General features: G+C 50.3%; 16 protein-coding genes and 1 tRNA gene. 7 read left to right on the top strand and 10 right to left on the bottom strand.

Going from position 1 to position 20,027, the window contains the following annotated elements; translation table 11 throughout:
• The first annotated feature begins 23 nt into the window (after positions 1-23).
• Positions 24-1,457, top strand: a complete 1,434-nt coding sequence (gene thrC / locus HZU75_RS13030; RefSeq protein WP_180306453.1) for a threonine synthase — start codon at positions 24-26, stop codon at positions 1,455-1,457.
• A 94-nt stretch (positions 1,458-1,551) separates the two neighbouring features.
• Here the strand turns inward: thrC and HZU75_RS13025 are convergent, their stop codons facing one another.
• Genes HZU75_RS13025 through HZU75_RS13015 form a run of 3 tightly spaced genes read right to left on the bottom strand, consistent with a single transcriptional unit; the run spans position 1,552 to position 3,544 of the window.
• A complete protein-coding gene (locus HZU75_RS13025) occupies positions 1,552-1,794 on the bottom strand; it encodes a hypothetical protein (protein ID WP_180306452.1) in 243 nt (80 codons plus the stop codon).
• 19 nt (positions 1,795-1,813) lie between these two features.
• A complete protein-coding gene (locus HZU75_RS13020) occupies positions 1,814-2,716 on the bottom strand; it encodes a response regulator (protein WP_180306451.1) in 903 nt (300 codons plus the stop codon).
• Positions 2,717-2,746: 30 nt separating this feature from the next.
• A complete protein-coding gene (locus HZU75_RS13015; RefSeq protein WP_228028058.1) occupies positions 2,747-3,544 on the bottom strand; it encodes a ParA family protein in 798 nt (265 codons plus the stop codon).
• A gap of 226 nt (positions 3,545-3,770) precedes the next feature.
• Here HZU75_RS13015 and htpG point away from each other — a divergent pair, with 226 nt between their 5' ends.
• The 3 genes from htpG to HZU75_RS13000 all read left to right on the top strand — a co-directional run bounded on the left by htpG (position 3,771) and on the right by HZU75_RS13000 (position 8,232).
• Entirely contained in the window at positions 3,771-5,672 is a 1,902-nt protein-coding gene (gene htpG / locus HZU75_RS13010) for a molecular chaperone HtpG (RefSeq protein ID WP_180306450.1), read from the top strand.
• A 209-nt stretch (positions 5,673-5,881) separates the two neighbouring features.
• Complete coding sequence (locus tag HZU75_RS13005; RefSeq protein ID WP_180306449.1) at positions 5,882-6,379, top strand: putative pterin-binding protein; 498 nt, start codon at positions 5,882-5,884, stop codon at positions 6,377-6,379.
• Between the two features lie 23 nt (positions 6,380-6,402).
• Positions 6,403-8,232 carry a hybrid sensor histidine kinase/response regulator gene (locus HZU75_RS13000; RefSeq protein ID WP_180306448.1) on the top strand — a complete coding sequence of 610 codons (1,830 nt, stop codon included), beginning with the start codon at positions 6,403-6,405 and terminating at the stop codon, positions 8,230-8,232.
• Positions 8,233-8,257: 25 nt separating this feature from the next.
• On the opposite strand, the gene HZU75_RS12995 is transcribed toward HZU75_RS13000, so the two are convergent.
• Genes HZU75_RS12995 through HZU75_RS12980 form a run of 4 tightly spaced genes read right to left on the bottom strand, consistent with a single transcriptional unit; the run spans position 8,258 to position 12,692 of the window.
• A complete protein-coding gene (locus HZU75_RS12995; protein WP_180306447.1) occupies positions 8,258-9,583 on the bottom strand; it encodes a leucine-rich repeat-containing protein kinase family protein in 1,326 nt (441 codons plus the stop codon).
• 37 nt (positions 9,584-9,620) lie between these two features.
• Positions 9,621-11,504 carry a 1-deoxy-D-xylulose-5-phosphate synthase gene (gene dxs / locus HZU75_RS12990; RefSeq protein ID WP_180306446.1) on the bottom strand — a complete coding sequence of 628 codons (1,884 nt, stop codon included), beginning with the start codon at positions 11,502-11,504 and terminating at the stop codon, positions 9,621-9,623.
• A gap of 42 nt (positions 11,505-11,546) precedes the next feature.
• Positions 11,547-12,449 carry a polyprenyl synthetase family protein gene (locus HZU75_RS12985; RefSeq protein WP_180306445.1) on the bottom strand — a complete coding sequence of 301 codons (903 nt, stop codon included), beginning with the start codon at positions 12,447-12,449 and terminating at the stop codon, positions 11,547-11,549.
• Positions 12,450-12,455: 6 nt separating this feature from the next.
• Positions 12,456-12,692 carry an exodeoxyribonuclease VII small subunit gene (locus tag HZU75_RS12980; protein WP_180306444.1) on the bottom strand — a complete coding sequence of 79 codons (237 nt, stop codon included), beginning with the start codon at positions 12,690-12,692 and terminating at the stop codon, positions 12,456-12,458.
• 203 nt (positions 12,693-12,895) lie between these two features.
• On the opposite strand from HZU75_RS12980, the gene HZU75_RS12975 reads away from it, so the two are divergent.
• Positions 12,896-14,638 carry an isomerizing glutamine--fructose-6-phosphate transaminase gene (locus HZU75_RS12975; protein ID WP_180306443.1) on the top strand — a complete coding sequence of 581 codons (1,743 nt, stop codon included), beginning with the start codon at positions 12,896-12,898 and terminating at the stop codon, positions 14,636-14,638.
• 58 nt (positions 14,639-14,696) lie between these two features.
• Here HZU75_RS12975 and HZU75_RS12970 read toward each other — a convergent pair whose 3' ends face one another.
• Positions 14,697-15,446 (bottom strand): c-type cytochrome, encoded by a 750-nt coding sequence (locus tag HZU75_RS12970; RefSeq protein WP_180306442.1) that lies wholly within the window; start codon positions 15,444-15,446, stop codon positions 14,697-14,699.
• A 141-nt stretch (positions 15,447-15,587) separates the two neighbouring features.
• On the opposite strand from HZU75_RS12970, the gene HZU75_RS12965 reads away from it, so the two are divergent.
• A tRNA-Arg gene (locus HZU75_RS12965) sits at positions 15,588-15,664 on the top strand.
• A gap of 260 nt (positions 15,665-15,924) precedes the next feature.
• On the opposite strand, the gene HZU75_RS12960 is transcribed toward HZU75_RS12965, so the two are convergent.
• Complete coding sequence (locus HZU75_RS12960) at positions 15,925-16,329, bottom strand: DUF4332 domain-containing protein (RefSeq protein WP_180306441.1); 405 nt, start codon at positions 16,327-16,329, stop codon at positions 15,925-15,927.
• Positions 16,330-16,341: 12 nt separating this feature from the next.
• Positions 16,342-19,023, bottom strand: a complete 2,682-nt coding sequence (locus tag HZU75_RS12955) for a bifunctional acetate--CoA ligase family protein/GNAT family N-acetyltransferase (protein WP_180306440.1) — start codon at positions 19,021-19,023, stop codon at positions 16,342-16,344.
• Between the two features lie 179 nt (positions 19,024-19,202).
• Between HZU75_RS12955 and ppa the strand changes: the two genes are divergently transcribed.
• Entirely contained in the window at positions 19,203-19,733 is a 531-nt protein-coding gene (gene ppa, locus HZU75_RS12950) for an inorganic diphosphatase (protein WP_028449269.1), read from the top strand.
• The last annotated feature ends 294 nt before the right edge of the window (positions 19,734-20,027 follow it).

Below are 20,027 nucleotides of genomic sequence, written 5' to 3'. Positions count from 1 at the left end.
TAAATATCTACGGGCCTATACCCATGAAATACATTTCTACCCGTGGCGGTGTTGCCGCCCAACAATTTAGCGATATTCTGCTTGGCGGCCTGATGGCTGATGGCGGCTTGTCGATTCCTGAATCGTACCCACAATTTTCAACTGAACAGCTCGCCGAGATGGCTAAGCTGAGCTACCCCGACCTTGCTTTCGCGGTGATTCGTCATTTCGTTGACGACATCCCTGCTGATGATCTGAAAGCGCTGATTGCCAAAACCTACACCGCTGCAGTCTATTGCAACGGCCGCAATCCAGCCGACGCAGATCAAATCACGCCGATCATCAAGCTCGACGACACCTTGGTGATTCAGGAATTGTCGAACGGCCCGACGCTGGCGTTCAAAGACATGGCGATGCAATTGCTCGGTAATCTGTTCGAGTACGTACTGGCCGCCAAAGGCGAGCAAGTGAATATCTTGGGCGCGACTTCAGGCGACACCGGCTCGGCAGCGGAATACGCAATGCGCGGCAAAAAAGGCGTGAATGTGTTCATGCTGAGCCCATTCGGCAAAATGAGCCCGTTCCAGCGTGCGCAAATGTTCAGCCTGCAAGACGAAAACATCTACAACTTGTCGGTGCACGGTTTCTTTGATGCCTGCCAGGACATCGTGAAAGACGTGAACAAAGACGCGGCTTACAAAGCCAAATACAAAATCGGTGCGGTGAACTCGATCAACTGGGGCCGTATCGTCGCGCAAGTCGTGTATTACTTCAAAGGCTATTTCGCCGCTGCGAAAAACGTCGGCGATGTGGTTGATTTCTGTGTACCGTCAGGCAATTTTGGCAATATCTGCGCTGGCCACATCGCGCGCCAGATGGGCTTGCCAATTGGTCAATTGGTCGTTGCCACCAATGAAAACGACGTACTCGACGAATTCTTCAAAACCGGCGGCTACCACCCACGCGGTCTGGATCGTACCTACGAGACATCCAGCCCATCGATGGACATTACCAAAGCGTCAAACTTGGAGCGCTTTGTATTCGATCTGGTCGGCCGCGATGCGAGCAAACTGGCCGCGATGTGGAAGTCAGTTGAAACCGGCGGCGGCTTTGAAATTAGCCCGACCGAGTTTGCGCAAATGCGTGATGAATATGGTTTTAAATCCGAGGCCAGCACGCACGAAGACCGCGTGGTAAACATTCGTGAAGTGTTTGAGAAATTCAGCGTGCAGATCGACCCGCACACCGCTGACGGCTACAAAGCTGCCAAGGCACACCGCCGCAACGACGTGGTGATGGTGATTATGGAAACCGCGCTGCCAGCCAAATTCGAAACCACGATGGTCGAAGCGCTGAACCAGCCACCAGCACGCCCAGCGGGTTTGGTTGGTCTGGAAGATTTGCCACAGCGTTTTGATGCAATCGAAGCAGATGCGGCTAAAGTAAAAGCTTATCTTGCAGAGCGTATCGCTCTGTAAATCAACAAAAACAAGCACCGCATGGCAATACCCAGTAAAAAGCCCGATTGCATAATCGGGCTTTTTACTGGGTACTATCTTTGCGTACTTATGACTATTGCGAGCCTTGGCGACTTTCAGCCAATATTTGTTTGAATTGCTCAATCGCCCCTGGCAAAGAACACGCCAAAATAATATTAAATCCCAGCAACAACCCAAAGGCCTTCCAGCGGGAGTCCAGATGCAAAATCCACACCTGATCAAGCAAATCCAGCCCGTATTCCATTAGCATATAAAACAGCAGCATCAATAACAGGGTGCGGAAAATGGCGAGAAAAGCTTTACGATAGCGAAACAATTATTAATCCATTGCTAAATCATTTGCGGATGCGAACCAGCACATCATTGCCGCAGCCTTGATATTCGACACTATCAAATGACATCATGCGAGCCATAGAGATACCACGCCCATGCGGATCAAAAGCGCGCTCAGGTGAGAACTCCAAAAACGGTTGCCAATCAAAACCGCTGCCTTGGTCTTTGATACGAATTTGCACCTCTTGCTCGGCGCTAGTAAAGCTAACGACAACCTTGCGGGTGTTATATCGAGGATCTAATAGGCGCGCTTCAACCTCATCCTGCCAGCGGCCCATTTGTAATAGCCGCGTTTTTTCTCCGTAGCTAATCGCCAAATTGCCATGCTCGACCGCATTGACCAGTAACTCCGACAAACCCAAGGCGACGCGCTGCGGATCTGGGCAAGCGCGGGACAACAAAAGCGTGAGCTGGCGAGCCTCATCTAAGGTGCGAAAATGAAATTGCCCATTGACCAGCAGCTTGTAGGAATCGGCGTGCTCAGAAATCTCGCGTTCCAGCTGGCTGCGCTCGGTGTGAAAACCCACCGCGGCAGCCACAATCGCCAGTAACATTTCACGCTGAAACGGCTTGATCAGATAGTAATACGCACCAGCAGCAAGTCCTTCCTGCACGTTTTCGGCGGCGCCTACTGCGGTTTGCATAATCACCGGAATATGCTGAAACTCGGGGTGCTGCTTGAGTTTAGCCAGCACTTGCATGCCGTCCATGCGCGGCATCATCCGGTCGAGCAAGATGGTGTCAAAGCCGATGCGATCAGCCTGCAGCACTTCCCACGCCTCTTCGCCATCCATCGCGGTAGCGGTTTCGTAGCCCGCATCATTCAGATGCTCGGACAAAATTTCTAGATTAAACGGTTCATCGTCAACAATCAGGACACGGCCAGTTTTGGTCGTTGGCGTCATATCTCGCTCATCCTCGATATTTATTTTGGTTTACTCAGCAATATACGCGTCTTGCGCCACACCTGACAATTCGCCATACAGCGCTGTGAATTCTTGTGCCAATTTATGCTTGGCATCGAGTGCAATCAGCGGCGCGGCCTTATCGTGCGATTCGCGCACTTTCACCGAGCTCGACAGCCGGGTTTTCAGCACCGGCAAATGCTGCGCTTCCAGCTCTTGCACCAAGCGCTGCGGCAAGCTGGCACGCGGCTGATATTGATTGACCACAATCCCTTCGATTTGCAACTCGGCATTATGATCCTGCCGGATTTCCTCCACGCGTGCGATCAACCCCAGTAGCGCATCACGTGAAAAAGTATCGCAATCAAACGGAATCAGGCAGCCGGTGGCGGCAATCAAGGCCGACAAGGTAAAGAAATTAAGCGCCGGCGGCGTATCGATATACACCTCGTCAAACTGGCCGGTCAGCTCAGCCAGCGTTTCGCGCAATTTGTAGATTTTGTAACGCGACTCTAGTTTAACTTGCAGCTCGGCAATCGCTGGGTGCGAGGGCATAATAAACAGATTGGGAAACGGCGTGGCATGAACAAACTCGGCGGGGCCTTTGGCATACAGCGAGAAATTAAGCACCTGCTCAAAAAAATCAGCCAGCGTCGGCGTGGCCTCACTCGCTGATGCACCCAGTAGGTAATGGCTGCTATTGCCCTGCGGGTCTAGATCTACGACCAATACCCGCTTGCCTTGCGCAGCAGCGACCGCCGCGAGATTAACCGTAATGGTTGACTTACCCACCCCACCCTTCTGATTAAACACCACACGACGCAACATACCGACCTCTGCCGTTTTCCCTGATTGACGACACTATAACAAGCTTTTGCTCACAACTCTTGTCAGTAAATCGCGAGTTAGCCACAAAACAACGTTTTAAATCATTTGCCTAACTCGCAATCGACCCAAATCAATCTCCCTGCTGCACGCAGGGTCTTGAAGAGCGTTAAAGCAGCCCCATTTATCCTCCATTGTCTGCAACCCACTTATTAGGGAAATAAAAACCATGAGTAAAGAAACCCTAGGCTTTCAGGCCGAAGTTAAACAACTACTGCAATTGATGATTCACTCTTTGTATTCCAACAAAGAGATTTTCCTGCGCGAGCTGGTCTCGAATGCGTCCGACGCGTGCGACAAGCTGCGCTTTGAAGCGATCAATAACGACAGCCTGTACGGCAACGATGCTGAACTCAAAATCCGCGTCTCTTTTGATAAAGACGCGAAAACCATCACGATCGCCGACAACGGTATCGGGATGAGCCGCGAAGAAGTGATCAAAAACATCGGAACGATCGCGCGCTCAGGTACTAAAGAATTCTTCAGCCAGCTCTCAGGCGACGCGCAAAAAGACGCGCATCTGATCGGTCAATTCGGCGTGGGTTTCTATTCGGCGTTTATCATTGCCGACAAAGTAACACTCACCACGCGTCGCGCGGGCGAAACTGGCGCAACGCAATGGGTGTCAGCAGGCGATGGCGAATTCACACTGGAAGATGTTGCTAAAGAAAGCCGCGGTACTGAAATCGTGCTGCACCTGAAAGAAGGCGAAGAAGAATTCCTCAGCGACTGGAAACTGCGTTCCATCATCCGTAAATATTCTGACCACATCACGCTACCGATCCTGATGCCAGCGCAAGCGGGCTACAATGAAGACGGCTCGATCAAACCGGCCGAAGGCGAAGAAACCGTTAACCAAGCCAACGCCTTGTGGACGCGCAGCAAATCAGAAATTACCGATGAGCAATACACCGAATTCTACAAACACGTTGCGCACGACTACGAAGCGCCATTGGCGTGGAGCCACGCTAAAGTCGAAGGCCGTCAGGAATACACCGAGCTCTTGTATGTACCGCAACGCGCGCCATTCGACTTGTACGACCGTGAGCGCCGTCATGGCGTGAAGCTCTACGTACGCCGTGTATTTATCATGGAAGACAGCGAAAAATTGCTGCCGCAATACCTGCGCTTTATCCGCGGCGTGATCGACTCGTCTGACCTGCCGCTGAACGTATCTCGCGAAATCTTGCAGCACAGCAAAGACATCGAGCAGATCAAATCCGGTTGCGTGAAAAAAGTCCTTGGCATGCTCGAAGGCTTGGCAAACTCGGAAGAAGCAGCAGATCAAGAGAAATACGCCACGTTCTGGCGCGAATTTGGCAAAGTGCTGAAAGAAGGCGTCGGCGAAGACTTCGCCAACAAAGAGCGCATTGCCGGTCTGTGCCGTTTTGCGTCAACGCACAATGATTCGGCCGAACAAACCGTATCGCTGAAAGACTATCTGGGCCGCATGAAAGAAGGCCAAGAGCAGATCTACTTCATCACTGCGGATTCATACGCCGCAGCGAAAAACAGCCCGCACCTCGAAGTCTTCCGCAAAAAAGGCATCGAAGTACTCTTGCTGAGCGACCGCGTTGATGAGTGGGCTTTCTCGGGTCTAACTGAATTCGAAGGTAAAAAACTGCAATCGGTTGCCAAGGGCGAGCTGGATCTGGAGCAATTTACCGACGAAGAAGAAAAGAAACAGCAAGAAGCTGCCGCGACCGAACTGAAAGACGTGCTGGAGCAAATGAAATCGGTACTCGGCGAATCGGTCAAAGACATTCGCGTGACGCATCGCCTGACCGACAGCCCAGCTTGCCTCGTGGTTGAAAACAACGACATGAGCGCGAACTTGGAGCGCTTGCTCAAATCAGCCGGCCAAGACGTGCAAGGTAGCAAACCAATCTTAGAAGTGAACCCGACGCACCCATTGGTCGGCAAACTGAAAGCCGAATCAGCGAGCGACAAGTTTGGTGACTGGACGCAATTGCTGTTTGACCAAGCGCTGCTGGCGGAAGGCGGCCAACTGGAAGATCCATCAGCGTTTGTTAAACGTCTGAATGGCTTGATGTTGGCACTGCATAACTAAGGGTATAGCGCCAAGCTCCTCGTTTAGTGAGTATCTGCAAGCAATACCCACAAAAACCGGCCTAAGGGCCGGTTTTTTATTGCTACGAAATATTGAGAAGCACCGACCATACGCCATAACTACCACTGCCAGGCTACTGGGGCTCAGTTATCAAATCTACTTTTCTGGTCTACGCTGAGTTTATTGCGGTTGAAACTAAGGAGTGAAGCATGAAACCTTGGGGCGTATTGATTTCAGCGTTGATGCTGGTTTTTTCCACCTATGCGGTTGCTCTCGATCCCCCCGCTGGTAAAGCCGTACTTACGCTCAGCGGGAAAATTAGCAATAAAAATCAGGGAAATCTGGCGGTACTCGATGCCAAACAACTGGATAAGTTACCCTGGGCTGAAATCAAAACCACCAACCCATGGTATCCGGGCGAAAGTGTCTTTCGCGGCCCATTGCTAAAAGATGTACTAGCCCTGGTCGGCGCAAGCGGTACGCAGTTGCAAATTAAAGCACTGAACGATTATGCCACCATGGTGCCACTTGAAGATGCGAGCAAGTATCGCCCGATATTGGCGCGTACCTTGAATGGCAAACTATTGATGCCGCGTGATAAAGGCCCACTGTTTTTGGTTTATCCGTACGACAGCAATAAAGCACTACAAAGCGAGCTATTTTATGGTCGTTCAGCTTGGCAAATTGCCACCATTGAGGTGCAATAATGCCGCGCAAGGATGATTAGACCATGCGCCAGCTATTAAATCGCTGGCGCCAAGCAGAGCGATCAATCCTGATCTCTGCGGCGATTTTTTTATTACTCACTTTCGTACTGATTGTGTTTTTTCAGTTACGGCAATTGAGCACCCTGCGCCAGTACGCGCCGGTTGGCGTGGATAATGCGGTGTGGCCCTACACGCAGTTGAGTATTGAATACCATCGCCTGCAAGCTCAGATTGACCGTACACTCCTCACGCAGGGTAATCCGGCGGAGCTTGAACGCTTGCAAACGCGGTATGACATGTTTGTCAGCCGTGTCGAAATCATCTTGCACGCAAAAACGGCTCTCCCCTTATCAAGCCAGCCAGCTAACCAGAAAACAGTGCAAGCCATCACTGAGCTAGTGAAATTCGGTGATGAGCGTCTTAATGGACAAACCATTCAAGACTACGATGCAATGTGGCTCAGATCGCTTCAGGCACGGCTGAATTTACTCGAAGAAGGCATCGGGCAGTTTTTGCTACAAGCAAATCTAGGTTCAGCTCACGAAGCCGATATCCGCTCGAAAACAGTGCAGCAACAAGCGCTGATTTCCACCCTGATTGCCGTTTTTCAGTTTATCTTGCTGATCGGGCTGATGATTATGATTTATCGCCAATATGCCTTAGCAAATAAGCGACAAATCGAATTAGAAGTCCTTAATCACACACTGGAACAAACCAGTCTGATGGCTCAGCAAACCAGCAATGCCAAAACCCAGTTTGTGACCAATATGAGCCACGAAATTCGCACCCCGATGAATGGCGTCGTCGGGATGCTCGATTTACTAGCAGATACCAGCTTAAACCCTCGCCAACGCGAATTAACCGACACGGCACGCAATTCTGCCCGCCACTTACTTGCCTTACTCAATGATATTTTAGATGTTGCCAAACTGGAGTCGGGCAAACTCACACTAGAAAACCAGCCCTATGATTTGGCACGCTTGCTCAATGAAGTGCAGCAGCTATTACTCGGCCAGGCACAAATCAAGCAAGTTGGATTACAACTGAATTTGCCGGATGATTTTCATCACTGGCAATTGGGGGATGAAGTCCGTGTACGGCAAGTCATGTTCAATTTAATTGGCAATGCCGTGAAATTTACGGAATGCGGACAAGTCGAGATTAGCCTAGAGGTTCAACCAGAGCATTTTCAAATTGCGGTGAAAGACAGCGGTATTGGTATGAGCGCCCAAACTTTATCGCAGTTATTTCAGCGCTTTAACCAAGGCGACACATCGACCACCCGCAAATATGGCGGCACAGGTTTAGGTCTGGAAATATCGCGCACATTGATGGAAATGATGGGAGGAGACATCAGCGTTGAAAGCACCTTGGGCCAAGGTTCGATCTTCACCGTTAATTTACCGCGTCATGATTGCGAGGCACCCGTTGCCACAAGCGCCGCTGCCGATCACGAACAGCTCTCTAGTCTCCGCATTTTAGCCGTGGATGATAATCCAATTAATTTGAAGGTGATTGGCGCCTTATTACAGAAACTGGGTCAACAGGTTTCTTTTGCCAATAATGGCGAAGAAGCCATCAATGCAGTACAGCAAGCGCAATTTGACCTGATATTAATGGATGGGCAAATGCCAGTCATGGATGGTGCGGAGGCCACTCGCCGGATTCGGCAATTGGGTGGCTCATTTACTCGTTTGCCTATTGTTGCACTAACTGCAGATGTGCTGAGCGAGGCTCGCGATCATTATTTAGCAGCGGGCATGAATGATTACTTAAGTAAACCAATCGACATGGCCGCCCTCAAACGCCTGCTCTATCTAGTAGGCCGCGGCGAGCCCTTAAGCCATCCCTAAGCCCAGATGGCATCTAGCATCATAATCACTCAATCACTCGCGCACTAATTTGGGCCAATTTTGCGGCCACCCATGGCATGTCAGGTCTTAAGCGCAGTTCTGCATTGCCACATTGCTGCTGCAATTCCCGCAAGGCAAGCCATTGCTGATGATCTGCCGCTACAGAACAGCGACTTAACAAATCATCAAGCAAACAGGAAAAAGCCCGCATTTCAATGGCCATTAACGCACTGCGATGTTCCGCTGGCATAAAAGATGCTGCGCCTAGATCACCCAACAAGCATTCGCCATCGACCCTATACAGAATATTATGCGCATATACGTCACCATGTATTAAGCCATGAGCATTGGTTTGCAATATTGCCGAGGCTATACCCTGCAAAATATTCAAAATCACGTGCAGTGTGAATTGCGTCTCAGGCGTAAAAATGTCGCGCGTACAGCTTGCCAAGCTAGGTGGCCCTGCAAGGATTTGATAGTCCTGATCGATGAGTCCCAGCACCAGCGCAGGCTTGCTTGCATCGTCAATCTGGGCAAGTACGGGGATTAAATTGGGGTGCGTGCCCGCGGCGATGCACGCATCCATTTCACAACGCGGCACACCGTCGCTGGTGACGGCCGATTTAAAGCGTTTGACCGCTACGCGTCGCCCTTGCTGCACGCCGTGTTCAAACCAATCTGCAGCAAAAATCTGCCCCGATGCGCCCTCGCCCAGCATATCGCCCAAGCGCAATTCGTTCCAACTCACCATTGGCACGGAGTACTTCGCCACCATCGCCGCTTCAACGCGATCGGCACACGGGTTACCCGCAAAGGCCAGCCACGCGAGTTTAGGCAAGTTGAGTAGGCATTCTGGGAGCGCTTCAAAGCGATTCGCGGCGATACGCACTAATTCGAGATTGTGGCAGTTGGCCAGCGTGGCAGGCAATTCGCTCAGTTGATTGCCCGCCAGCATCAGCTTTTGCAGCCGCGTAGCTTGACCTAATTGTTCCGGCAATTGCGTCAGTTGATTGTCGGTCAAAATCAGCCAACGCAATTGCACTGGCAAAGCAGCGGCAGGAACGTGGCTGATTTGATTGGCGCGAAAGCCCACCATTTCCAACTGCGCGCATTGCCCGAGCACGGCGGGCAGCTCGGTAAAGTGATTATCGGAGCAGAAAATGACCTTCAGCTTGTGCAGTCGTGGCAAATCGTCGGGCAAGCTGTTGAGCTGGTTGCCGGAAAGATTGAGGATTTCTAAGGTATCCGCCAGCTCAAAAATCTGGCGCGGAAATTCGCTGAGATTGGCCGACAAATCGAGGCGAGTGATACCGAGCAGCTGCCCGGTACACAGTTGTTCCAAAGTGTGCATGGGCAGCCCTGCGGTAATGAATGAAGTTCGGTGCGAATTACAGCGTGGCTAGTTTTTGCTCAATACTCGCTGCAATGCCCGTCGCATCAAGGCCACAGAGGGCTAGGATGGCTTTTTGCTCGCCATGTTCAACATAGCTATCCGGCAAGCCTAATTGCAGCACCGGTTTGCAAATGCCGTTCGCCATCATCGCTTCGATCACGGCACTACCCGCGCCACCCATAATCGCATTGTCTTCCACCGTCACGATCAGATCGTGACTTGCGGCCAGCGATGCCACTAGCTCAGTATCCAGCGGCTTGATAAAGCGCATATTGGCAACTGTGGCATTGAGCGCCTCAGCCGCTTTCAGAGCAGGCTCCAGCACCGTGCCAAAGGCCAAGATCGCGACTTTTTTGCCTTCGCTTGGCGCCGCTTCACGGCGAATTTCGCCCTTGCCCCAAGGCAGCGCGACCATATTGGCCTCAACCTTCGCACCCATACCGCTACCACGCGGGTAGCGTACACAGGCCGTGCCCGGGTATTGGTACGCGGTATACAGCATTTGTCGGCATTCGTTTTCGTCGCCCGGAGCCAAAATGGCCACATTCGGAATGCAGCGCAGATAAGACAAATCAAAGCTACCTGCGTGCGTTGGGCCATCGGCCCCAACTAAACCGGCGCGGTCAATAGCAAACGTGACATCGAGATTTTGTAGTGCAACGTCGTGGATGAGTTGGTCATACGCGCGTTGCAAAAATGTTGAATAAATCGCCACGACGGGTTTTAGCCCTTCACAGGCCAAACCACCGGCAAACGTCACTGCGTGTTGCTCGGCGATACCGACATCAAAATAGCGATCAGGATGCTCGGCATGAAAACGCACCATGCCGCTACCCTCGCGCATGGCTGGTGTAATGCCAATCAGCTTCTCATCGAGCTTGGCCATGTCACACAGCCAGTCGCCAAATACCTGCGTAAAACTTGGCTTGCCACCGCTCTTGCCCGCCGTCATACCGTCTTCAGGCGTAAAGGGGGTAACCGCGTGATACTTAACTGGGTCGGCCACTGCCAGCTTATACCCATTGCCTTTTTTGGTGACGACGTGCAAAAACTGCGGGCCGTGCAGCTCTTTAATATTAGATAATGTCGATACCAGCGTTTCCATATCGTGGCCGTCAATCGGGCCAATATAGTTAAAGCCAATTTCTTCAAACAAAGTGCCAGGGGTCAGAAAGCCCTTTACGCTTTCTTCACCCTTTTTCGCCAGCTCTTTGAGCGGCGGCATTGCATCGAGCACTTTGCCCGAAGCTTGGCGAATACCGTTATAAAATTTGCCCGACAACAGCTTGGCCAAATAATTATTAAACGCGCCCACATTCGGTGAGATCGACATTTCGTTGTCGTTCAAGATCACCAGCAGATCGGTTAAATCGCGATGGCCGGCGTTAAACAGTGCTTCAATCGCCTGCCCGGCCGTCATTGCGCCATCGCCAATCACGGCAATCGCTTTGCGCTTTTCGCCTTTCAAAAGCGCGGCTTCAGCCATACCGAGCGCAGCGCCAATTGAAGTCGACGAGTGGCCCACGCCAAAAGTGTCATATTCGGATTCATCGCGCTTGGGAAAACCAGCCAGACCGCCCTGTTGGCGCATCGTGTGCATGCGATGTTTACGGCCAGTCAGGATTTTGTGCGGGTAACTTTGATGCCCTACATCCCATACCAAACGATCGTGCGGCGTCTCAAACACATAGTGCAGCGCCACAGTCAGCTCAACCGCGCCCAAGTTGGAAGCAAAGTGGCCGCCAGTTTGGCTGACCGAGCCCAACAAAAACTGGCGCACTTCTTGCGCCACTTGCGGCAGATCTTTGCGATCAATTTTGCGCAGATCGTGCGGGCTATCAATCGAATCGAGTAAGGGATATTTCACAGGGCAATTCATTTCACTTCATCCCATCCACAGGGTATAAGCCTGAAGACAATATTAATACTTGCGATCAACAATATACCCAGCAAGGGCATGCAATAACTGGGCTTTTTCACCAAATGAAGCCAAGGCTGTAAACGCGGCTTGTTTCAACTCTTCAGCCTTCTGCTTCGCCCCCTTCATTCCAAGTAATGCCACATAGGTCGGTTTATTGTTTGCGGCATCTTTGCCCGCGGTTTTACCGAGGGTGGCCGAATCGGCTTCACAATCGAGAATATCATCAACCACCTGAAACGCCAGGCCAATACATTTGGCGTAATGATCCAAGTCAGTACGCTGCTCATCGCTGAGCGGCGTGCCACAATACGAGCCGAGCAACACGGCGGCGCGAATCAGCGCACCGGTTTTCAGAATGTGCATATGCTCTAGCTCAGGCAGGGTGAGCGCTTGCCCCACACTATATAAATCAATGCCTTGTCCGCCACACATACCCAGACTACCGGAAGCACGGGCCAGAATATTGACCATTTTCAATTGATCTTGTGGCTGATCTGCCAAAGTACTGGCTGTTAACACATCAAACGCCGCAGTTTGCAGCGCATCGCCCGCCAGCAAAGCAGTCGCTTCACCAAAGGCTATGTGAACGGTTGGCTTACCACGGCGCAATACGTCGTTGTCCATCGGTGGCATATCGTCGTGCACCAATGAATATGCGTGGATCATTTCCACGGCAGCGCCCACCGCTTGCAAGCGTTGCGGTTCGGCATCGACCAATTGCCCAGCCGCAAACACCAGCAAAGGACGCACGCGTTTACCGCCATCGAGCACGCTATACCGCATGGCATCATGCAGGCGCTCGGGAATATGGGTACTGGCTGGCAGATAGTGGCTCAAGGCACTTTCCATCTGAGCCTGCACTTGCCCCATCCAATCTTTAAATTGCAATGCAGTTGCTGTCATGCTTTATTACGCCCCTGTATCCGACATGGGTTTGAGCTCGCCCGCTTCCAGAATTTTAACTTGCTGTTCAGCGGCGGCCAGCTTGCTCTCGCAAAAACGTAGCAGCTCGGTACCACGCTGGTAAGCCGCCAGACTGGCCTCCAGCGGCATTTGCCCAGCTTCCATTTGGGCAATCAGCGCATCGAGCTCGGCCACGCCAGCTTCATAGCTTTCGGGCAACTGCGGTTTGCTCACTTTGGCCATTTGAATTCTCTATTTAATCAGACAATTAGCGCCACCCACATCAATCAGGCGGCAGCAGCTCGAATCTAAAGGTCGCTATTCTACCTCAGAGCACCAAATTTAGCCCTGCTCCAAACCCTAAGCGAGCCAAATTAGCGCTTTGCGCGACGTCAAGCGCCGACTAGGATATAAATATCTCAGAACAAAATTGAAGCCTACTTTCGATGAGCATATTGATCGGCGCCATTGCCACCCACGATGCCAGCGTAATTTTAAGCCACGCCATTAGTCAGCTCGGCCAACAGACTTACCATCTCAGCTACGGCTATGCACAAGGCCATCAAGTCACAATTGAACATCCCAACCGAGCCAGTGAGCTCAATGCCAGTGCTGCAGTTGGCTTGCTCGATTTGAGCCTTTATCCGCATAACAACAGCCCCATTGCATTTCGGGAGCGATTACTATTGGCTGTACTGGGCCATATTGAAAACTTAGCTCAATTAGTTAGCAAACTAGAAGCTCTGGGTTATGCGCAAAATCTGCAACGTAAAGAAGACGTTGTGGCCGCCTTAATCGATTGGCATAACCGTAAACATCGTAACCTGCGGCTCGCATTGCAATTAACTATGCAAGAGATCATCGGGTATTTCGCATGTTGTGTTGTTGAGGCGGAACAAGAAGATTGTTTGCTATGTGCCAGCAAAGGCCCGCTACTGTATATCGCTCAAACGCCCAATGGCTGCTACTTTTCCAATGAGCCCAATTTAATTCGTGAACATGCCGCATTATTAGTGCAGCTAGACAATTTGGAAATTGCCGAGCTAACTCCACATAAAGTCAGTTGCTATGGCGCCAATGCTGAACTCTTGCGTAAAGACCCCGTTCCGGCGCATATGGCTGGCCATTTTGCACATCACATGCTAGCCGACATCATGGGACAGCCATTAATCATGGCACAACTGATTAATCATTATCTTGATAATCAGTTGGCCCAATTTTTGAACCAGACCGGATCATCACATCGCTATCAGCGAGTATTAATGTTAGCTAGTGGCTCTAGCCATCATGCAACGGCCATTGCGCAATACTGGATCGAACAATTGGCAGGCATTCCCGTTAGAGTTGAATTTGCAAGTGAGTTTCGCTATCGGCAACAGACTCTCTTTGAACCAGACACCTTGGTTATTGCCGTATCTCAATCGGGTGAAACTGCAGATACGGTTGCAGCATTACGATTGGCGAAACAAATCGGCTATACAGAGACTTTACTGGTTTCTAATCAAAACACCAGCACCTTGGGTAAATTGTGCAAATATCACTTAGGGCAATTTGCAGGGAAAGAAATTGGCGCCACTTCAACCAAAACCTTCTCGACCCAATTGCTATGCCTCTATTTCGTCGCGCTAAAGTTAGCCGAGGGACGGCAACATTTTTCCAGCGCCGCCATTGCAGAACTCAATCAATTGCCCCGCGCAATAGCAGAAACGCTGCAATTGAGCCCCCAACTGAAATTATGGGCTCGCTCATTGGCACAGCTGGAAAATGTGTTTTTGATCGGGCGTAATATTCAATTACCTGTTGCCCTCGAGGCCGCACAGAAGATGAAAGAGGTTTGCTACCTGCATGCTGAAGGTTATCCGACTGGCGAAATCAAGCATGGCCCCGTGACCCTAATTAATCAAAATATCCCCGTACTGGCTTGCCTGCCATGGGATCAATATGCCGACAAAATGCTCGCTAATTTACAGGAGGTAAAAGCTCGGCAAGGTGAGATTTATCTGCTCAGCGACGTGGAGCTAAATTCCAGTGAGCATTTTCACTATATTAAAATGCCTCGCAAACTGCCGTTGTTAAACCCGATTTTATATAGCATAACCTTTCAGTTATTGAGCTACTTCACCGCACTTAGCCGCGGCAACAATATCGATACGCCGCGTAATTTGAGTAAAACGCTCGATAAAGAATAAAACACGCACCAATAAAAAACGCCGCAATCTGCGGCGTTTTTTATTGCATTAGCGCTAATTATTTCGATGAATTAATCATATACAGCGCTGCTGCCTTAAACTCTTCATCCGAGCCAGCGTAACCACCTTTAGGCGGCATTGCATTTAAACCTTTCACCCCAATGGCAATTGCAGCATCAACACCATCTTTCAAACGTGGAGCCCACGCCGCTTTATCACCAAATTTTGGTGCGCCAGCAGCACCCGAGCCATGACAGGCCACACAGGTAGAGCCATAAATTTCTTTACCTTTGGTGTTTGGATCAACCGCACCGCCAGCCGCAGCACCAGCGACAGGAGGCTCAGTAAATTTCGCACCACCCGCATTGGCCATATAGGCAACCGCGCGCTTAACTTCATCATCAGTCAAATCAGCTGCGCCGCCCTTAGCAGGCATCGCGTTAAAGCCACCCAGCGCGTGTTTAGTCAGCGTGTCAAAACCCTGAGCAATACGAGCGCCCCAAGCTCCAGCATCACCAAATTTAGGCGAACCGGCCAGACCAGCCCCGTGACAGGAGATACAAACACTTTCAAAAACACCTTTACCTGTACGTGAACCTGGCGCACCACCTTCAACGACTTTCACAACACCGACAGGCTGCAACCGTGCAGACACGGCTTCTGAGGTCATTGTCGAGCTAGTCAGATTAGTCGACATGCCAGATGTAAATAATTTAATCAGCAAATATACAACCAGTGGCACGCCAATCAAAGCTGCCAGAACCATACCAGCAACGCCCTTAGACGCAGTTGCGTTGGATCCGCTCATGCTGTCATCCCTTGTAGAAGTCGTTAATAATCGAGCTTATATAGCTTTTCTAGTGTGCAATTATACCGCTAATCCCCAGCACTACAAGCTCTAGCCTGCTAGACGCACAGTTCCAAAGCAGTTATTATCTGGCCTCTCTCGGCGTCCATAGCTCAGTTGGATAGAGTGTCAGTTTCCGAAGCTGAAGGTCGCAGGTTCGATTCCTGCTGGACGCGCCATATTTTAGATCAATGACTTACCGTCATGTTCATATCTGTTCATATCTCAAGCACATCCCTAGACATAACTCTCACCAGTTCTGCTAAACATTATTATGCAATTTTCGCACAGAAAATCTGTATTACTTCCGAATAGTCACCGAGGCTACTCAAAGTAGAATTTTGCTTGGTTTGACATAATTTTTGCGCTATCGCCATAACAAATAAAGGCAGCCAAAGCTGCCTTTATTCAATTGCACTCTACCCCAAACTAGAGCAAATCAGTATTCAACCCCACGCGGCAAGTCTTTTGCTTCAGCAATCCAGTTTGCCACTTGTGACTCGCTCGGCGTTGAGCCTGAGAGTTTTTTCTCTTCATTAGTTTTAGCCAATGCCTCGGCTAGGTTTGCAGCATTACGTCGAGCCAATTCTGCAACAGTATCCACTCCAGCCGCTTCGAGCAATTCGGCAAATTGGCCCGCCACCCCTTTAATGCGGAATAAATCAGCATGGTTTACCCATTTGAGAATGAGCTTGCCAGAAATACCAGTTGCTTCTGCTAATTCGTCGCGCCCTTTGGGGGTTTTGCCTTTTTCCAGCAAAGCCTCAACCGTGGCGATACCAGCATCTTTTAATTTTGCTGCATATGCTTCACCAACGCCTTCAATATCAACGATTGCAGTCATGCATTGCTCCTATCAGTTTAACGGTTTTACCACCCATTTAAGGCCATCATCATCTGGATGTGGCCCAATACTAAAGCCCAAATGTTTCATAAAGGCAAGCATGGTCTTATTACTACTGAGCACCTCGCCTTCAATTACTTTTAGATTCATATCACGCGCAGCATTAAATAGCGCATCCATCAATCTTACCCCAAGCCCCTTTCCTTGCCAGCGATCGTCAATCACAACCGCAAATTCACAACTATCGCGATCGGGGTTTGCGGTAAAACGCGCCACACCAATAATCATTTCACCACCGCCAGTTTCCACCGTGGCAACAATTGCCATTTCCCGCGTGTAATCGAGCTGAGTAAAGCGCGCAAGCAATGCCTGAGGCAAGGTTTTCAAGGTGCTCATAAAGCGGTTATAGCGGCTTTCATCAGAAAGATTACTCACAAAAGTCGCCACTAACTCTGCATCTTCTGGGCGAATTGGCCGCAAGGCCATGGGCATACCATTTTTAAGCTGCGTCACACTAGCCAGATGCGCCGGATAAGGGTGTATCGCCATATGGCTATACCGTCGTGCCTGCTCAGGAACGGGCGCGATAATGATTTTCGCATCGACGGCAACAACACCATTTTCATCAGCGACCAAAGGGTTAATGTCCATTTGCTGAATCTGCGGCAATTCGCACACCATTTCAGAAACACGCATCAACACCATTTTAACGGCAGCCATATCAACGGGCGGCTGATTACGAAATGCACCAAGCATTTTTTTGACACGTGTGCGGCGAATTAAGTTTTCTGCGAGGTATTCGTTCAGAGGCGGCAACGAGACTGCCACATCGTTAAATACCTCCACGGCAATACCACCAAAACCGAAAGTAATCACTGGACCAAAGGCGCGATCACGCGAGACACCAACCATCAACTCGCGGCCCGATTTTTTACCATGCATGGGCTGAATCACCAAACCACGAACGTGTTCCGAGCCGAGCCGGTCATGTGCACGAGCAAGCATTTTGTTCGACTCGGATGCGACTTGCACCAAACTATTGAGGTTGAGTACCACGCCGTCGATATCGGTTTTGTGCAGGATGCCTTCGGCATCGATTTTCAGCGCCACGGGCAAGCCCAAGCCCATGGCCGCAGTCACCGCGTCATCAGCGGTTTTAGCGCGCACCGTGAGGGTAACCGGAATATGGAAGGCACGCAGCAACGCTTTGGATTCGACTTCGTCGAGCACTTCGCGCCCGCTGGCTAAGACACCTTCAATAATCATGTGTGCCGTTTCAAAGTCGGGCTCTTCCATTTCGCCAATCGGTGCGGGCGTCTGTAGCAATAATTGTTGGTTGTACTGCCATGACGCCAGCGAGTAAAACACCTCTACGGCATTTTCAGGTGAACTAAAGTGCGCACACTGTGCTTTCGAGAGTAGTTTTCGGCTTCCTTCAACTTTTTTACCACCAATCCACGACAGTAAAATTGGCTTTTCAGTGGTTCGCCGCAAAGCAATCATTGCTTCTGCTGTAGCCATATCATCGGTGCCACTTTGTGGGGTGAACACCACCAGTACTCCGTCAATGTTGGGATCGTGCAATACGATCTCCGTCGCGATCTTGAAGCGTTCGGCACTAGCATCGCCCAAAATATCCACGGGGTTATGGTGCTGAGCTTGCGGCGGTAAGAAAGCGTCCAGCTTGGCAATCGTCTCGGCACTTAAGCGTGGCAATTGCACATGCAATTCATGAGCCCGATCGACCGCCATCATCCCAGCGCCTATCCCGTTGGTAATAATCGCCAGACGCCGCCCTTTGGTCTTATAGGAGCCATCCAAAACACGTGCGGCAGTAAATAATTGATTAATCGAGCGCAGACGCAATACCCCGGCGCGCTTGAGTGCAACATCGAATACGTCATCGCCACCGATTAGGCGTTCCGAGTGGGTACGCCCTATTCGATCATCATGATCAAATCGTCCAACCTTCAAGGCCAACACCGCTTTGGAGCGCGAAGCAGCTCGCAGCGCCGACATAAACAGGCGCGCATCTTTTAAATCCTCGATGTATAGCAAAATTGATTTGGTCTTCGGGTCGGCAACCAGATAATCAAGCACATCACCCACATCAATATCAGCGGCAGTGCCGAGTGATACAACCGACGAAAAACCCAAATCCTGTGATTCTGCCCAATCCAGAATCGCTGAGGTCACCGCCGAAGATTGCGACACCAAGGCCATGCTGCCATTTTTGACTTTGCCTTGATGATTACAGGCCAGTAATTTGCTAGGGGCACGAATAAAACCAAATGCAGTCGGCCCGAGAATACGCATGCCATATTGCCGCGCACGCGCGAGAATTTTATCGAGTAAGACTTTGCCTTTGGCGTCGGTGCCCACAAAGTCCCACGACATCACCATCACAAAACGAATGCCTTGCTTGCCGCAACCTTCGATTAACTCGGCCAGCGTTTTGCTAGGCGTGGTGAGAATAGCCAAATCCACTTTTTCCGTAACTTTGGCTATCGTTTTGACTGTTTCAAGCCCAAAAACGGTTTGATGGCGCAAATTAACCGGAAACACTTTGCCGGTATAACCCGAATCCACCAGGTTACGCATTACTTTTTCACCAACCGAGCCTGGTGTTTCAGAACCACCAATCACCGCAATAACGCGGGGATCAAATAGCGGGGCTAGATAATGTGGTTTCATTGGCTTAATCCAAATAATGCGGGCTTTTTAATTGTATATGCTGCCAGCAAAACACAATATATATTGCGATGCAAAATACATGAAAATGATTAGATAAAGTGATCTGACGCTATCAGTTTGGTGAGCTGGGCGTATATAATCGCGGGGTTTGTCAAACTAGACCCTCAGGATTAGAGCTCATGGACATCAGCAAAATTGCCGCAGGTAAAAACCTGCCGGAAGATTTCAACGTCATCATTGAAATTCCTGCCAATGCACCACCAGTAAAATACGAATTCGACAAAGAATCTGGCGCGATCATCGTTGACCGTTTCGTGGGTACTTCAATGTCTTACCCAATGAACTACGGTTTCGTGCCACACACCTTGTCACTGGATGGTGATCCTGTAGATGTGCTGGTTTACACCCCATTCCCATTAGCACCAGGTATGGTCATCAAATGCCGTGCAGTGGGTGTCTTGGGCATGGAAGACGAATCGGGCATGGACGCCAAAGTCATTGCCGTTCCTGTACCGAAAGTCTGTGCGATGTTCGCTCACATCGAAAAACTGGAAGACATTCCAGAATTGCTGCTCGCCCAAGTAAAACACTACTTCGAGCACTACAAAGACCTAGAAAAAGGCAAGTGGGTTAAAGTGACTGGCTGGGGCGACAAAGCCGCTGCCGAAGCTGAAATCATGACGAGCTACGAGCGAGCACAAAAAGCCTAAGCATTAAGGCTAAGCCATCCAAACCCGCCACGGCGGGTTTTTTTACGTCTTGGCATGATCTAACGCGGCATACTATGGCATGTATGGGCTATGAAGGCATATTAATAAATATCCGCAAGCACATACCCATTAAAACTATACAAACGGCATTCCTTCCTCAGCTAATTTGGTAGCCCTTCAGCTCAAACCTGCGCACCAAATTAACGCAAAGACCACGATCACACACCGCTCAACGCACCATAATCAAGCAAAGATATTCAACAGAGCACCAAACCGCCGACGAATATCTTCACT

The sequence above is a fragment of the Chitinibacter fontanus genome (assembly GCF_013423785.1).
GTDB lineage: Bacteria > Pseudomonadota > Gammaproteobacteria > Burkholderiales > Chitinibacteraceae > Chitinibacter > Chitinibacter fontanus.
This window is presented reverse-complemented; position numbering and strand designations above follow the sequence as displayed.

Coding starts and splice junctions, on each gene's coding strand:
- thrC (WP_180306453.1), top strand. CDS start 24: ATGAAATACATTTCTACCCGTGGCGGTGTTGCCGCCCAACAATTTAGC.
- HZU75_RS13020 (WP_180306451.1), bottom strand. CDS start 2,716: ATGACGCCAACGACCAAAACTGGCCGTGTCCTGATTGTTGACGATGAA.
- HZU75_RS13015 (WP_228028058.1), bottom strand. CDS start 3,544: ATGTTGCGTCGTGTGGTGTTTAATCAGAAGGGTGGGGTGGGTAAGTCA.
- htpG (WP_180306450.1), top strand. CDS start 3,771: ATGAGTAAAGAAACCCTAGGCTTTCAGGCCGAAGTTAAACAACTACTG.
- HZU75_RS13005 (WP_180306449.1), top strand. CDS start 5,882: ATGAAACCTTGGGGCGTATTGATTTCAGCGTTGATGCTGGTTTTTTCC.
- HZU75_RS13000 (WP_180306448.1), top strand. CDS start 6,403: ATGCGCCAGCTATTAAATCGCTGGCGCCAAGCAGAGCGATCAATCCTG.
- HZU75_RS12995 (WP_180306447.1), bottom strand. CDS start 9,583: ATGCACACTTTGGAACAACTGTGTACCGGGCAGCTGCTCGGTATCACT.
- dxs (WP_180306446.1), bottom strand. CDS start 11,504: ATGAATTGCCCTGTGAAATATCCCTTACTCGATTCGATTGATAGCCCG.
- HZU75_RS12985 (WP_180306445.1), bottom strand. CDS start 12,449: ATGACAGCAACTGCATTGCAATTTAAAGATTGGATGGGGCAAGTGCAG.
- HZU75_RS12980 (WP_180306444.1), bottom strand. CDS start 12,692: ATGGCCAAAGTGAGCAAACCGCAGTTGCCCGAAAGCTATGAAGCTGGC.
- HZU75_RS12975 (WP_180306443.1), top strand. CDS start 12,896: ATGAGCATATTGATCGGCGCCATTGCCACCCACGATGCCAGCGTAATT.
- HZU75_RS12970 (WP_180306442.1), bottom strand. CDS start 15,446: ATGAGCGGATCCAACGCAACTGCGTCTAAGGGCGTTGCTGGTATGGTT.
- HZU75_RS12960 (WP_180306441.1), bottom strand. CDS start 16,329: ATGACTGCAATCGTTGATATTGAAGGCGTTGGTGAAGCATATGCAGCA.
- HZU75_RS12955 (WP_180306440.1), bottom strand. CDS start 19,023: ATGAAACCACATTATCTAGCCCCGCTATTTGATCCCCGCGTTATTGCG.
- ppa (WP_028449269.1), top strand. CDS start 19,203: ATGGACATCAGCAAAATTGCCGCAGGTAAAAACCTGCCGGAAGATTTC.